This window comes from Streptomyces canus (assembly GCF_041435015.1).
Classification (GTDB): Bacteria; Actinomycetota; Actinomycetes; order Streptomycetales; family Streptomycetaceae; genus Streptomyces; species Streptomyces canus_G.
The window spans coordinates 3,020,448-3,034,926 of the sequence record NZ_CP107989.1; the positions used below are offsets into that span (position 1 = coordinate 3,020,448).

At 70.4% G+C, this 14,479-nt stretch carries 15 protein-coding genes and 2 pseudogenes; 11 read left to right on the forward strand and 6 right to left on the reverse strand.

Annotated elements, in window-relative coordinates; translation table 11 throughout:
• Positions 1-5 precede the first annotated feature (5 nt).
• A complete protein-coding gene (locus OG841_RS13380; RefSeq protein WP_311720823.1) occupies positions 6-692 on the reverse strand; it encodes a response regulator transcription factor in 687 nt (228 codons plus the stop codon).
• Positions 693-993: 301 nt separating this feature from the next.
• On the opposite strand from OG841_RS13380, the gene OG841_RS13385 reads away from it, so the two are divergent.
• The 8 genes and pseudogenes from OG841_RS13385 to OG841_RS13420 all read left to right on the forward strand — a co-directional run.
• Positions 994-1,770 carry an amino acid ABC transporter ATP-binding protein gene (locus tag OG841_RS13385; RefSeq protein ID WP_164420640.1) on the forward strand — a complete coding sequence of 259 codons (777 nt, stop codon included), beginning with the start codon at positions 994-996 and terminating at the stop codon, positions 1,768-1,770.
• Between the two features lie 61 nt (positions 1,771-1,831).
• A complete protein-coding gene (locus tag OG841_RS13390; RefSeq protein WP_328641269.1) occupies positions 1,832-2,677 on the forward strand; it encodes a glutamate ABC transporter substrate-binding protein in 846 nt (281 codons plus the stop codon).
• A gap of 108 nt (positions 2,678-2,785) precedes the next feature.
• Positions 2,786-3,454, forward strand: coding sequence for an amino acid ABC transporter permease (locus OG841_RS13395; RefSeq protein WP_365115724.1), 669 nt, complete (start codon positions 2,786-2,788; stop codon positions 3,452-3,454).
• Positions 3,451-4,392: an amino acid ABC transporter permease gene (locus tag OG841_RS13400; RefSeq protein ID WP_328641267.1), complete on the forward strand. Its 942-nt coding sequence runs from the start codon at positions 3,451-3,453 to the stop codon at positions 4,390-4,392. Before OG841_RS13395 ends, OG841_RS13400 begins: the two co-directional genes overlap by 4 nt.
• Positions 4,393-4,585: 193 nt before the next feature.
• Positions 4,586-6,190, forward strand: coding sequence for an FAD-dependent monooxygenase (locus OG841_RS13405; RefSeq protein WP_371565369.1), 1,605 nt, complete (start codon positions 4,586-4,588; stop codon positions 6,188-6,190).
• Positions 6,191-6,306: 116 nt separating this feature from the next.
• Positions 6,307-6,354 carry a hypothetical protein gene (locus OG841_RS13410; RefSeq protein WP_309506048.1) on the forward strand — a complete coding sequence of 16 codons (48 nt, stop codon included), beginning with the start codon at positions 6,307-6,309 and terminating at the stop codon, positions 6,352-6,354.
• 76 nt (positions 6,355-6,430) lie between these two features.
• Positions 6,431-6,964, forward strand: coding sequence for a cysteine dioxygenase (locus OG841_RS13415; RefSeq protein WP_328641265.1), 534 nt, complete (start codon positions 6,431-6,433; stop codon positions 6,962-6,964).
• Positions 6,965-7,006: 42 nt separating this feature from the next.
• A pseudogene (locus OG841_RS13420) lies at positions 7,007-7,178 on the forward strand (rhodanese-like domain-containing protein); the annotation flags it as partial.
• Here OG841_RS13420 and OG841_RS13425 read toward each other — a convergent pair.
• The 3 genes and pseudogenes from OG841_RS13425 to recA form a co-directional block, all read right to left on the reverse strand.
• A pseudogene (locus OG841_RS13425) lies at positions 7,169-7,357 on the reverse strand (rhodanese-like domain-containing protein); the annotation flags it as partial. The pseudogenes OG841_RS13420 and OG841_RS13425 overlap by 10 nt on opposite strands.
• Positions 7,358-7,546: 189 nt before the next feature.
• Positions 7,547-8,506 (reverse strand): recombination regulator RecX, encoded by a 960-nt coding sequence (recX, locus tag OG841_RS13430; protein WP_328641264.1) that lies wholly within the window; start codon positions 8,504-8,506, stop codon positions 7,547-7,549.
• A 4-nt stretch (positions 8,507-8,510) separates the two neighbouring features.
• Positions 8,511-9,635: a recombinase RecA gene (gene recA, locus OG841_RS13435; RefSeq protein WP_328641263.1), complete on the reverse strand. Its 1,125-nt coding sequence runs from the start codon at positions 9,633-9,635 to the stop codon at positions 8,511-8,513.
• A gap of 332 nt (positions 9,636-9,967) precedes the next feature.
• Between recA and OG841_RS13440 the strand changes: the two genes are divergently transcribed.
• Together OG841_RS13440 and OG841_RS13445 are read left to right on the forward strand one after the other, a co-directional pair.
• Complete coding sequence (locus OG841_RS13440; protein WP_328641262.1) at positions 9,968-10,372, forward strand: hypothetical protein; 405 nt, start codon at positions 9,968-9,970, stop codon at positions 10,370-10,372.
• The gene (locus OG841_RS13445) at positions 10,372-11,172 is read left to right on the forward strand and encodes a hypothetical protein (RefSeq protein WP_328641261.1); all 801 of its coding nucleotides are present in this window, start codon (positions 10,372-10,374) and stop codon (positions 11,170-11,172) included. The genes OG841_RS13440 and OG841_RS13445 overlap by 1 nt, the downstream gene beginning before the upstream one ends.
• An 11-nt stretch (positions 11,173-11,183) precedes the next feature.
• Here OG841_RS13445 and OG841_RS13450 read toward each other — a convergent pair whose 3' ends face one another.
• Both OG841_RS13450 and OG841_RS13455 read right to left on the reverse strand, forming a co-directional pair.
• A complete protein-coding gene (locus OG841_RS13450) occupies positions 11,184-12,437 on the reverse strand; it encodes an AI-2E family transporter (protein ID WP_328641260.1) in 1,254 nt (417 codons plus the stop codon).
• 125 nt (positions 12,438-12,562) lie between these two features.
• Positions 12,563-12,757 carry a DUF3046 domain-containing protein gene (locus OG841_RS13455; protein WP_328641259.1) on the reverse strand — a complete coding sequence of 65 codons (195 nt, stop codon included), beginning with the start codon at positions 12,755-12,757 and terminating at the stop codon, positions 12,563-12,565.
• Between the two features lie 80 nt (positions 12,758-12,837).
• Between OG841_RS13455 and OG841_RS13460 the strand changes: the two genes are divergently transcribed.
• Positions 12,838-13,782 (forward strand): hypothetical protein, encoded by a 945-nt coding sequence (locus tag OG841_RS13460; protein ID WP_328641258.1) that lies wholly within the window; start codon positions 12,838-12,840, stop codon positions 13,780-13,782.
• Positions 13,783-14,479 lie beyond the last annotated feature (697 nt).

Below are 14,479 nucleotides of genomic sequence, written 5' to 3' on the forward strand. Positions count from 1 at the left end.
CCCCTTCACACCCCCGGCGCCACCAACCGGTACCCCACGCCCCGTACCGTCTCGATCAGCGCGGGCATCCTCAGCTTCGCGCGCAGGGACGCCACATGTACCTCCAGCGTGCGACCTGTTCCCTCCCAGCTGGTGCGCCAGACCTCGCTGATGATCTGCTCGCGCCGGAAGACCACACCGGGCCGCTGGGCGAGCAGCGCCAGGAGGTCGAACTCCTTGCGGGTGAGCTGGACGACCGTGCCGTCGACGGTGACCTGACGGGTCGGCAGTTCGATGCGCACGGCGCCGAGGACCAGCGCGGCATCCCCGCCGCCCGACGCGTCCTCATGGACGGTGCGCCGGCTGACGGCGTGGATGCGGGCGAGCAACTCCCCGGTGTCGTACGGCTTGACCACGTAGTCGTCGGCGCCGAGGTTGAGCCCGTGGATGCGGGAGCGCACGTCGGAGCGAGCGGTGACCATGATCACCGGTGTGCTGGTGCGCTTGCGGATCTTGCCGCACACCTCGTAGCCGTCCTGGTCGGGCAGTCCGAGGTCCAGGAGCACGACGCCGAAGCCGTCCACCTCCGGGACGAGCGCCTGGAGTGCCTCCTCGCCGCTACGGGCGTGCGTGACGTCGAAACCGTGCCGGGCGAGCACCGCGGACAGCGCGGCGGCCACGTGGTTGTCGTCCTCGACGAGGAGAAGTCTCACCCCGGCCCCCTTTGGTTCATCGGACGTACTATCTGAATGTGCAGTGAACAGGTACAAATGTGCGTACGTACACACGCGTGCGCATCGTGCAGTCATGCTGATGGATGAGGACGGCGTCAAGGGCGTTCCGGTTGCGCCGCGGTTCCGTTACCCGGCCGATATGGGCACTGGTCGCAAGTGCTACGACACGTGTCCGATTGCTATCGGATCGTGATGCTCAGATTCCCCTCAAGACTAATGACGCTGGTCGCGTGGGGTTACTACTGTCCTCCGAAACCGAGGAGGACGGAGCCAGAGAGCGATGACCGAAGTATCGGTGGCCAAGGAAGATGTGGCCGCGACCGGCGAACTGGTCGTCCTGAAGAGCGTCAACAAGCACTTCGGCGCGTTGCACGTACTCCAGGACATCGACCTGACGATCGCCCGCGGCGAGGTCGTCGTGGTCATCGGACCCTCCGGGTCCGGGAAGTCCACCCTGTGCCGCACCATCAACCGCCTGGAGACGATCGACACGGGTTCGATCGTCATCGACGGCAAGCCGCTGCCCCAGGAGGGCAAGGAACTGGCCCGGCTGCGCGCCGACGTCGGAATGGTCTTCCAGTCCTTCAACCTCTTCGCGCACAAGACCGTGCTCGAGAACGTGATGCTGGGCCAGATCAAGGTCCGCAAGGCCGACAAGAAGCAGGCCGAGGAGAAGGCGCGCGCCCTGCTCGACCGGGTCGGCGTCGCCACGCAGGCGGACAAGTACCCCGCCCAGCTGTCCGGCGGTCAGCAGCAGCGTGTCGCCATCGCCCGCGCCCTGGCGATGGACCCCAAGGTCATGCTCTTCGACGAGCCCACGTCGGCGCTCGACCCTGAGATGATCAACGAGGTGCTGGAGGTCATGCAGCAGCTCGCCCGCGACGGCATGACAATGATCGTCGTCACGCACGAAATGGGTTTCGCACGATCGGCTGCAAATCGCGTGGTGTTCATGGCGGACGGACGGATCGTCGAGGAGGCTGCGCCCGACCAGTTCTTCAGCAATCCGCGCAGCGACCGTGCCAAGGACTTCCTGTCGAAGATCCTGCACCACTGACGTGCTACCCGGATCGACCACCGACGGCCCTCATCTCTTCACCACTTAAAGGATGTTCACCATGAAGCTCCGCAAGGTCACCGCCGCCTCGGCCGCCGTTCTCGCCCTCGCCCTGTCCGCGACCGCCTGCGGCGGCGACAGCAACGACGACAGCTCCGGCTCGGGTTCCAGCGGCGGGGGCAAGATCAAGATCGGTATCAAGTACGACCAGCCCGGCCTCGGCCTGAAGGAGCCCGACGGTTCCTTCTCCGGCTTCGACGTGGACGTGGCGACGTACGTGGCCAAGCAGCTCGGTTACCAGCCCAACCAGATCGAGTTCGTCGAGACCAAGAGCGCCGACCGTGAGAACGCGCTCGCCCGTGGCGACGTGAAGCTCATCGCGGCCACCTACTCGATCAATGACGAGCGCAAGAAGAAGGTCGACTTCGCCGGCCCGTACCTGCTGGCCCACCAGGACCTGCTGGTCAAGAAGGACTCCAAGATCAGCGAGGCCACGGACCTCAACGGCGAGAAGCTGTGTTCCGTGACCGGCTCGACCTCGGCGCAGAACGTCAAGGACGACTTCGCCCCGAAGGCCCAGCTGAAGCAGAACGCCGGCTACTCGGAGTGCATCGCCGCCCTCCAGAGCGGCGCCGTCGACGCGGTGACCACGGACGACTCGATCCTCGCGGGCTTCGCGGCCCAGGACAAGTACAAGGGCCAGTTCAAGCTCGCCGGCCTCAAGCTGAGCAACGAGAACTACGGCGTCGGCGTGAAGAAGGGCGACACCGCGACCCTGAACAAGGTCAACGCCGCCCTGGAGAAGATGGTCAGCGACGGCTCCTGGCAGAAGGCGGTCGACAAGAACTTCGGCCCGGCCGGCTACAAGAACGAGCCCGCCCCGAAGGTCGGCGTCATCGTCAAGTAACGCGAGGGCTCACCGGCGCGCCGCCGCCCGCCGCGATCAGGGCGGCGGCGCGCCGCGCCCGTCCACGTACGCCACACACACGCCACACACCCGGAAGCGCGGGAGATCGTGTTCGACTTTCTAGAAGGTTATGACGTCCTCGGGGCGTTCTGGATGACGGTGAAACTCACCGCCCTGTCCGCCGTCGGCTCCCTGATCTGGGGCACCCTGCTGGCCGCGATGCGGGTCAGCCCGGTCCCGTTGATGCGCGGCTTCGGCACCGCCTACGTCAACATCGTCCGGAACATCCCGCTGACGGTCATCATCGTCTTCACCTCGCTCGGCCTCGCCGACATCTTCGGTGTGACGATGGGCGCGGCGGACAACTTCGACGTCCAGGGCTTCCGGCTGGCGGTGCTCGGTTTCGTCGCCTACACCGCGGCGTTCGTCTGCGAGGCGATCCGCTCCGGCATCAACACGGTGCCGCTCGGCCAGGCCGAGGCGGCCCGTGCGATCGGGCTGAACTTCACCCAGACCCTGCGTCTCATCGTGCTCCCGCAGGCCTTCCGCTCGGTCATCGGGCCGCTGGCCAACGTGCTGATCGCGCTGACCAAGAACACCACCGTGGCGGCCGCGATCGGCGTGGCCGAGGCCGCCACCCTGATGAAGACGATGATCGAGAACGAAGCCCAGACGCTCGCCATCGGCGCGGTCTTCGCGTTCGGCTTCCTGGTACTGACCCTGCCGACCGGCCTCCTCCTCGGCTGGCTCGCCAAGCGACTGGCGGTGAAGCGATGAGCTCGGTCCTCTACGACACGCCGGGACCCCGCGCCAAACGGCGCAACGTTCTCCTGTCGGTCGTCTTCACCGTCCTCCTCGCCCTCCTCCTGTGGTGGGTGTGGCAGAAGATGGACGACAAGAACCAGCTGGAGTGGAGCCTCTGGGAGCCCTTCACCACCAGTGCGGCCTGGACGACGTACCTGCTGCCCGGTCTCGGTGACACCCTCAAGGCCGCGGCGATCTCCATGCTGATCGCCCTCCCCCTGGGCGCGGTCTTCGGCATCGCCCGCATGTCCGACCACGCCTGGGTGCGGGGCGCGGCCGGCACGGTGGTCGAGTTCTTCCGGGCGATCCCGGTGCTGCTCCTGATGCTGTTCGCCAACGAGTTCTACGTCCGCTCCACGGACATCAGCAGCGAGCAGCGGCCCCTGTACGCCGTCGTCACCGGCCTGGTGCTCTACAACGCCTCGGTGCTCGCCGAGATCGTCCGCGCGGGCATTCTCTCCCTGCCCAAGGGGCAGACGGAGGCGGCCTACGCGGTCGGCCTGCGCAAGGGCCAGACGATGACCAGCGTCCTGCTCCCGCAGGCGGTCACCGCGATGCTGCCGGCCATCGTCAGCCAGCTGGTCGTCATCGTGAAGGACACCGCGCTGGGCGGCGTGATGCTGGGCTTCACCGAGCTGCTCAACTCACGCAGCACGCTGGCGGCCAACTACGCCAACGTCATCCCCAGCTTCATCGTCGTCGGCATCATCTACATCATCCTGAACTTCCTCCTCACCAGCTTCGCGGGCTGGCTGGAGCGGAGGCTGCGGCGCAGCAAGAAGAGCACGGGCGCGGTCCTCGGCGAGGACACGGTGGAGGTCAACCCGGCAGCGGTGGGCGGCACCTTCGGCACCGGCGGCGAGGGCGGCGGCCCGAGCGGATTCACCTTCAACGACAAGCCGCCCCGATGATCTGATGCGCGGTCAAGTGGCATGACCCGTCCGCCCGGACGACACGGAGGCAGTGGCATGATCGCCACTGCCTCCGTCACTTGACGCAAGCACCGGCAATGGGTTGCATACGTTCTGTGATCGCGCACCCTGCCCCAACCTCCTGTTCACCTACATCTCCCGGCATTCCGCTGCGGGCAGGGGGCGCCGCGCCGTGGACCCGGTGATCATCGTCGGAGCGGGGCCCGTCGGGCTCACGCTCGCCCTGGCGCTGGCGCGTCAGGAGGTCCCCTCCGTGGTCCTCGACGAGGGTCCGGGCAAGGACGAACCCCGCCTGGCCCGGACCGCCGTACTGCACGAGGACACCGCCGCTCTCATGTCGCGGCTGACCGGCGTGCCGGTCGCCGAGCTCGGCGTGCACTGGGCCGGATGGCGGTCGATGCGCCGCAAGCAGGTGATGCGCGAGGTCGACTTCGAAGAGGGCGGAGACGCCCCCCTGCACCTCGCGCAGCACGTCCTGACGGGCGCCCTGCGCGCCGCCCTGGCCGAGCAGCGACTGGTCAAGCTCACCACCGAGAGCCGTCTCGACACGATCGAGCAGGAGCCCTCCGGCGTCACCGCCCACACCCGCGGCCCCAAGGGCACCTGGTGGCGCGGCAGTTACCTGGTCGGCTGCGACGGCCCGCGTTCCACCGTGCGCAAGCTCGAGGACATCCGCTTCCCGGGCCGTACGGCGGTCGAGCGCCACGCGGTCGCCGCCCTGCGCGCGGAACTCCCCTGGGAGGACCGGGCGTTGCTCCACCGGATGCCGCCGTGGCGGACGTCCGGCCCGTCGGCCGGGGAGATCACCGCCCGCCCGCTTCCCGAGGGCGTGTGGCGCCTGGACTGGCTGCTGCCGCCGGGCAAGGACCTGGTCACCCCCGAGCTCCTGGTGGCCCGCGTCCGGGAGACCCTGGCCGGCTGGACGGGCGGCTCGACACCGCCGTACGAACTCCTCGACACCGGAGTCCACACCGTGCACCACCGGCTGGCCCGCCGCTGGCGCGCCGGCCGGGTCTTTCTCGCCGGGGACGCGGCGCACTGCCTCGGGGCGCTCGGCACGCAGGGCCTCGACGAGGGCCTCCAGGACGCCGACAACCTTGCGTGGAAGCTCGCTCTGGCCTGGCACCACGGGTCGCACGAGGCGCTTCTCGACAGCTACCAGGCCGAGCGGCGTGCGGTCGTCGCCGGGCGGCTGCGCGCCGCCGACCAGGCGCTGCCGCTGCTGCGTGGTGGCGGGGGGCTGCGGTCGGTCGTCCCCGGCTCGGCCCGTGGCCACGACGCCTTGCTCACGGACGGTCACTTGGGGCGCGGCCCGCTCGGCGCGCCGGGGGCGTACGCCGACTCGCCCCTCGCGCCCCGGCACCTCGAAGGAGAGGTGCCCGTCGCCACCCTGCCGGGGTCCGCGGTCGCGGATGTGCGGGTCACCGCCGAGGACGGCTCCTTCGTACGGCTGCGCGAGCGCCTGGGCCGCGGCGCGCTGCTGGTCGTCCTGGTCGCGCCGGGCACCGGAGTGTGGGAGCGCAAGCACTGGGTGACCGCCGGGATCATGCCCCGCCTGGCCGCGTCGGTGACCGCGCTGCCGCACCACGCCGAGCTCCTGGTCGCCGAGGAGTACCCGGGTGCGGCCCCGCACACGGTCCTCCTCGTACGGCCGGACGGTCATCTCGTCACGGCGCTGAGCGGAGTCCGCCCGGCGGACCTGTACTCGGCGGCCGAGACGGCGCTCGGCGGGCCGCCGGCGAAGACCGAGGCGAGCGCGGGGGCCGGCTCGCGTTGATGTGCTCACCGTCACTGTGCGTCCACATAGTGACGGTGAGTTGAAACGCTCCGGGCTCGCATGGTGTACTCCGGATCGTGACCGACACCTGTGTGCGCCTGTGGCGGAGGGTCCATATGGACCTCGTCCGCTATGCGGGCTGCGTGTGTCGCCCGTCCTGCTGAATTCGCCTCTTCACTTCCCCGCGTGCCGTGTCTGAGCGACGGCACGCTCTCGCGAACTCTTCTCAGGACGGTGTCCGTGTCTGTCTCCCCCGCCCTCCCCTCGGTGTCCTCCGTCACGCCGCCCACCCAGGCCGACCTCCTCGACTTCGTACGGCGCACCGCCGCCGACACCGAGCTGATCGACTCGCTCCCCCTCGACCCGGAGGGGCGCACCTGGGTGCGCCTGGAGGGGCCCGGCGGCAGCGAGGCCTGGCTGATCGGCTGGCCGCCCGGCACCGGCACCGGCTGGCACGACCACGCCGAGTCGGTCGGCGCCTTCACCATCGCCGCCGGAGAGCTCAAGGAGAACTCCCTCGCCGCCCGGCTGCCCGCCGACGGCTGGAAGACCCTCGAACTCTCCGAGGACGTGGACCGCGAGCGACAGCTGCCGGCCGGCAAGGGCCGCTCGTTCGGACAGCACCACGTCCACGAGGTCCTCAACGAGTCCACCGACGTCCACGCGATCTCCGTGCACGCCTACTACCCGCCCCTCCCCCAGATCCGCCGCTACAGCCGCACCGGCCAGATCCTCCGGCTGGAGCACGTGGAGCGGCCTGCGGACTGGCAGTGAGCGCCCCGCCTGTCGGTCGTACGGCCGAACCAGGCGCCCGGCATCGATGAGTTGCTGGAGCTGCACGCGGGCTACGAGCGGGTCGGAGCCTGCGCGAAGCTTGACGGGCTGATCCCGTGGTGCCCTGGTCGTCCAGCGCAACGAGCTGGAGTGGCGCCTCGACCCTCGGGGCAGCCACCGCCTCCCCGAGGCCACGGACCACGATCATCGGCTGGCGTCCCGTACTCCAGGAGCCGCCGGCCCGTCGGCCCAGGCGGTGACCGGCAACCCTGCCGCCCGCCAGGCCGGGAAACCGCCGACGGGATCCGTGGCCCGGCGCAGCCCCGGTCGGCGCAGGGGCTCCGCCGCGAGGCTGGAGGCGTACCCCTCGTCGCACACCACCACGACCCGCACCCGGTTGTTCACGATCTTGTCGATGTCCTCGTCGCGCAGCGGGGCGACGGTGCCGGTGACGGCCGGCTCTCCCCGCTGCCCGCCGGGGAGACCCCGTCCTGGCCGGTGATGCTTCTCCTCGTGCCGGGCATCGCCCGTTTCCGCCCCGGTGTCTCTCCGCTCAGGCCCGGTTCCTGAAAACCCCCGGTGTCAGAACCCCTCGTCGCCGAGGAACTCCGTCTCCTCGCCCTCCTCCGCCAGCGCCTGCCGGACCACCCGCAGGGCTATGCCCTCGGAGTAGCCCTTGCGGGCGAGCATGCCGGCGAGGCGGCGCAGTCGCTTGTCGCGGTCGAGGCCGCGCGTCGCGCGCAGCTTGCGGTCGACGAGCTCGCGGGCCGTCACCTCCTCCTGCTCGGAGTCGAGCTGCGAGACGGCCGCGTCGATGAGCGTGGAGTCGACGCCCTTGGTCCGCAGTTCCTGGGCGAGCGCCCGCCGGGCGAGCCCCCGGCCGTGGTGCCGGGACTCCACCCAGGCGTCCGCGAACGCGCTGTCGTTGATCAGTCCGACCTCCTCGAACCGCGACAGCACCTCCTCGGCGGCGTCGTCCGGGATCTCCCGCTTGCGCAAGGCGTCGGCGAGCTGCTTCCGCGTGCGCGGGGTCCCGGTGAGCAGGCGCAGACAGATCGCCCGCGCCCGCTCCACCGGGTCCGCCGGAGACTCCCCCTTCTCGGCCCTCGACAAGGAGGGGCCGCCTCCGTCCTCGCCGGGCGACTCCCCGAAGCCGCGCCGACGCTGTCGACGCCCCCGGGAACCGCCCGAGGCTTGGCCGCCGCCTCGACGCGAGCTCCGGCCGAACGCCTCGCCACCGGGCTCATTGCCGCTCGACCCACCATCGCCGTACGTCCCGCCGCGGTGGGACCGACCGGCGCCATACGCCAGGTCATCGCCGCCGGCCCCCTCGACGCCGTACGACATCGCGCGGCCGAATCCCCCGTCCGCGCCGCCCGTCGGCTCATCGCCGATCCACCCCATGCCGTACGACACCGAGCGGTCGTGTCCCCCGTCCGCACCGTCCCCGTCGCCGCCCGGCCCGGCAGAACCCCCGTCGCCCTTTCCGCCCCAGCCTCGTGGAGCGTCCTCGTACTCGGCCCAGTCGGTTCGCCGTGTCACAGGATCAGCTCTTGGCGGCCGGAGCCTTGGCCTTCGTCGCCTTCGCAGCCGCCGAAGCCGGCACCTTGGCGGCATCGTCCCCGGCAGCGGACACCGCGGCGTCCGCACCCGGCTCGGCGGTCGGCTCCTGAGGCCGGACGCCGACACCCAGCTTCTCCTTGATCTTCTTCTCGATCTCGTTGGCCAGGTCGGGGTTGTCCTTCAGGAAGTTGCGCGCGTTCTCCTTGCCCTGGCCGAGCTGGTCGCCCTCGTACGTGTACCAGGCGCCCGCCTTGCGGACGAAGCCGTTCTCCACGCCCATGTCGATCAGACCGCCCTCGCGGCTGATGCCCTGCCCGTAGAGGATGTCGAACTCGGCCTGCTTGAAGGGCGGCGCGACCTTGTTCTTGACGACCTTGACGCGGGTGCGGTTGCCGACCGCGTCCGTACCGTCCTTCAGGGTCTCGATGCGGCGGATGTCGAGCCGCACCGAGGCGTAGAACTTCAGCGCCCGGCCACCGGTCGTGGTCTCCGGGGAGCCGAACATCACGCCGATCTTCTCGCGGAGCTGGTTGATGAAGATCGCGGTGGTCTTGGACTGGTTGAGCGCGCTGGTGATCTTCCGCAGGGCCTGGCTCATCAGACGGGCCTGCAGACCGACGTGGCTGTCACCCATCTCGCCCTCGATCTCCGCGCGCGGGACGAGCGCGGCGACGGAGTCGATGACGATGAGGTCGAGGGCACCGGAGCGGACCAGCATGTCCACGATCTCCAGAGCCTGCTCGCCGTTGTCCGGCTGGGAGAGGATCAGGTTGTCGATGTCGACGCCGAGCTTCTTCGCGTACTCGGGGTCGAGGGCGTGCTCCGCGTCCACGAAGGCGACCTGCCCGCCGGCCTTCTGGGCGTTGGCCACCGCGTGCAGCGTCAGGGTCGTCTTACCGGAGGACTCCGGTCCGTACACCTCCACCACTCGGCCACGCGGCAGGCCGCCGACGCCGAGGGCGACGTCGAGTGCGGTCGACCCGGTGGGGATGACCTCGATGGGCTCGTTCGGCCGCTCGCCCAGGCGCATCACGGCACCCTTGCCGAACTGCCGTTCAATCTGTGCGAGCGCGGCGTCGAGCGCCTTCTCGCGGTCGGTTCCTGCCATGGGTTCCACCCGATTTGCTTGAGTCGATCGCTTCACGTCAAAGACGCTAACGCCTGCCACTGACAATGCGTCCCGACGGCCGTCCGGCCTGTGGATAACTCGGGCACTCCTCCATGCAAACCATGCCGAAACGCCCACCGTTCACTTCGCCGGAACCTCCATAAGAATGGATGTTCGATTTTCGTGTCAAGCGCACCACACGGCACCCGGGACACTTCCTGCGGCACGCTCCCACGGCTTCCTCCGCCACGCTCCGGCTACTTCCCCCGGCGTACTTCAGGTGTCTTCGACGGTACGACGACCGGGCGGGCCGTTCTCGCGAGTCTGGTGCCATGGAGACCACGACGAGCGCCCGAGAGACCGCCCGGAAAGGCGGCGGCACGGCACGTACCCCCGCCGTCGTCGCGACCCTGTCCGCACTGCTCCTGCCGGCCGCGTCCATCGTCGGCCAGATCGTCGCCGGAGCGGACTACCCCACCGTCCCGCCCGGACTCGTCATCCTGCTCGTGGCGGCGGCCCTGCTGGTCCGGCGCACGAACCGGTGGACGACCGGACTCGCCCTCGGCGTCGGCCTGCTCACAGGCACGGGCGCGATCCTGACCCCGAACACCGGCGACCACCTCTCCTCGGGGGACACCGCGCCCATCGCCTCGACTGCGGCCGAGCTCGTCGGCCTCGTCACCCTGGTGATCGCCGGGGCCGCGGCCGGCCTGGCCCGGCACGGGGCAGGGCACTGATGGCCCCGGTTCCGACGGAAGCGCCCGCGGTGCCGACACGGACGTCGGCGCCGCGGGCCCGCGCCGCACGCCGCGTGGAGCGTCTCTGCCACGCCACCGGTGTCCTCCTGGTCCTCTCCGGGCTCGCGCACCTGGTGGTGTTCGCCGTGGACGGCGGCCCCTGGGACGGGCCGGTCTCCTGGCGCAAGCCGGTGACGTTCGGGGTGTCCTTCGGGGTGACCCTGATCGCGGTCACCTGGGTCACGTCGTATCTGCGCGTCGGCCTCCGGCTGCGGACCCTGCTGCTTGCCGTCTTCGCGGCCGACTGTGTGGTGGAGGTCGGCGGCATCACCCTTCAGGCGTGGCGCGGAGTGCCCTCGCACCTCGACATGGAGACGCCCTTCGACACGGCGGTGTCCATGACGCTCGCGGTCGGCGGCGGCGTCCTGGTGGTGCTGCTGACGGTGTTCGCGGTCGCCTCCTTCCGCCACCGGCCCTCGGGCCCGGTGGGGATGGACCTCGCGGTGCGGTCCGGGTTCGCGATCCTGCTCGTCGCACTCGCCTCGGGTGCCGCGATGATCGCGCACGGTGTGGTCCTCACCCGCACCGGCCACCAGGAGGCCGCCTACCACTCGACCGCCCCGCTCAAGCCACTGCACGGCGTGAGCCTGCACGCGGTCCTGGTCCTGCCCGCACTGGCCCGGCTGCTGTCCCGCACGCCCTGGAGCGAACCGCTACGGCGACGGATCCTGTACGCGGCGATCGGCTCCTACGTCACGGCCGTCATCGGCGCCGGGGTGTGGGCCGCCCTCGCGTACTGAACCCGGCGCCCTCAGGACGAGCCGTCGCCGGATGCCTGCGTTCCCGGCCGCCGCCGCTCCCACAGCGCACGCACGCGCGCGACCGGCGAGGGCCCCTCGCCCCGCTTCCGGTGCCCGTGGACGCGCGGGTCGTCGGTGACGTCGTACCGCTTCACGTACGCCCCCAGGAACGCCTGCAGTGTGGCGACCGCCGGGATGGCGATCAGCGCGCCGACCGCGCCGAGGAGGGCGGTGCCCGCGACGACCGAACCGAAGGCGACCGCGGGGTGGATGTCGACGGTCTTCGAGGTCAGCTTGGGCTGCAGCACGTAGTTCTCGAACTGCTGGTAGATCACCACGAAGACCAGCACCCACAGCGCGTACCAGGGATCGACCGTGAAGGCGATCAGCATGGGCAGGGCGCCCGCGAGATAGGTGCCGATGGTCGGGATGAACTGCGAGACCAGGCCGACCCAGACGGCGAGCACGGGCGCGTACGGCACGTCCAGGGCCTGGAGCAGGACGAAGTGCGCGACGCCGGAGACGAGGGCCATCAGACCGCGCGAGTAGATGTAGCCGCCGGTCTTGTCCACGGCGATCTCCCACGCGCGCAGCACCTCGGTCTGGCGGGCGGGCGGCAGCACGGAGCAGATCGCACGGCGCAGCCGCGGGCCGTCCGCGGCGAAGTAGAACGAGAACAGCCCGATCGTCAGCAACTGGAAAAGCCCGCCGAGGACCTGGGCGGAGACGTCCAGGACGCCGGTGGCGCTGTTCTGCACGTAGTTGCGCAGCCAGTCGGAGCGCAGCAGCCCCTCCTGGACGTCCACCCGCTTCAGATCGGTGTGGAAGTGCCCGTTGATCCAGGCGATGACGGAGTCGAGGTAGTCCGGGAAGTCCTCGACGATCTTGATGATCTGGCCCGCGAGCATGGAACCGAGCAGCGTGACGAAACCGGCGGTCACGATCAGCACCCCGAAGAAGACGAGGAAGGTCGCGAGCCCTCTGCGCACGCCGCGCGCCGCCATCTTGCTCACCGCGGGTTCGATGGCCAGGGCCAGGAAGAACGCGATGAGAATGTTGGTCAGCAGGCCTATCAGCTGGTGGAAGGCCCAATTGCCGAGCTGGAACACGGCGAAGAGGGCGAGCGCGAGCACCATGGCGCGCGGCAGCCAGCGCGGCATGCGGGCGTTCGGCCCGACGCCGTCGGCCGGGGGCCGGGTGGGCGGCGTCGTGCCGAACGGAGATGCGTGCTGGGCTGCCTGCCCGGACTCGTCAGTGGGTGCCACGGAGCAAGTCTCGCCCACGCGACCGACAATCGGCTGCCGTGCTGCGATCTTCGTGACCGGTCAGTGCCTCTTTCGTGAGATGTTCACGCGCGGTCGGCACTTCTCCTCGGAACGTCCACGGCGTCTCAGTGCCTCTCGCCCGGAACGTTCATGACGGTGCAGACCACGCGCCACACGTCCTTGGCGTCCCAGCCGGCGTCCAGCGCCTCGTGCACCGTGCGCCCGCCGAGCTCCGCCATCACGTGATCACGCGCGAAGGTGTCGGAGTACCCCGGACCGAAGTGTTCCGTCATCCGCTGCCAGAAGACCGTCAACCGCATGACTCCAGTATCCCGCCCCTGAGGGTGGGCCTCGGCCGGGACCGCCTGCCGAGACCGCTTTCCGCCCTACGGTCTGACGCATGCCCGAAACAGGAGCTTCCCCACTCCCCCAGACGCCACCGGCGCACTCCCCGCTCTTCCGCGCCGAGCACCACGTCTGGCTCACCGCGCGTGTGCTGGAACAGCGTCTGTTCGCCTACCACTTCCTGAACGCCGCCCCCGACCCGGTGGAGACGGCACTGGAGGCGTACCGCAACGCGGACGGCGGGTACGGTCACGCGCTGGAGCCCGATCTGCGGGGCCCGGTCAGCCAGCCCCTGCACACCGGTCACGCCCTGCGGGTCCTGGACGCCGTCGGACGCTGCGGCGGACAGCGCGTGGAGCGCGTGTGTCGTTATCTCACCTCCGTGTCCACCCCGGACGGCGCCCTCCCGGCGGTCGCTCCCGCCCAGCGCGGCTATCCGACGGCCCCCTACATGCCGGTCGTGGACGGCCCGCCGAGCGATCTGCTCACCACCGGGCCCGTGGTCGGTCTGCTGCACCGCAACGACGTGTGGCACGCCTGGCTGTTCCGGGCCACGGACTTCTGCTGGCAGGCGGTGGACTCCCTCCAGGTGTCCCACCCGTACGAGATCCAGGCCGCCGTGACCTTCCTGGACTCCGTCCCCGACCGCACGCGCGCGGAGGCGGCCGCCGGCCGCCTCGGCCGACTGGTGCGGGAGCAACGTCTGGCCGCGCTGAACCCCTCGAACCTCGACGCGTTCCCCGTCTCCTCCGGCTACGCCCCGGGCGAGCACCACTTCCCCCACGACTACGCGAAGACGCCGGACTCGCTCGCGCGCGCGTGGTTCACGGACGCCGAGATGTCCCGTTCGCTCGACCACCTCGCGGCCGAGCAGCACGAGGACGGCGGTTGGCCGGTCCGCCGACGCCAGTGGGCACCGTCCACGGCCCTCGAAACGCGCCCCATGGTGACGATCGAGGCCCTGCGCACACTGCGGGCGTACGGCCGCGAAGTGGGCTGAGCCGCTACGACGGCCACGCCGACACACACGCGACGGCGGCCTCTCGCGCCCCTACGCTCCGCCCCTCCGCCGTCACGACCCCCTGGCCGGGCCTCCGCCGTCCCGCCCCGACAGCCCGTACCTCGCCGTCACTCCCCGATGGCCTGCACCCCGCCCTCACACCCCGATGGCGCGACCTCCACCGTCACGCACCCATGGCCCGACCTCCACCGTCACGCCCGCAGGACCCGTGGCCCCACCTCTCACGCCCCGACGGCCCGCAACCCACCGTGACACCCCGATGACCCGACCTCCACCGTCACGCCCCCCTGACCTGCGCACCCCCGAAACACCCCCACGGCCCACCCTCACGTCAGGCCCCGACGGCTTCCCACACCCCGCCCTCACACCCCGATGGCGCGACCTGCGCCGTGACGACTGCACGGACTCCGGACCCGCCTCACGACCCCATGGCCCGGCCTCCACCGTCACGCCCGCACAGGCTCCGCACCCGCCTCACGACCCCATGACCCGGGCACCCGCCATCACGCCCCACGTCAGGCCCGCAGCAGATCAACCCCGGGCAACTCGGCATACCGCCAGTGCCGCGCCCGCTCCCCGAAACCCGCCATGCACCCATTGTCACGCGGTTCCCCGCGCCCCTGAGTGGGCCAAGTACGAGGACGGACGGACACCTCATCGGCGCCGCAGGCATCCC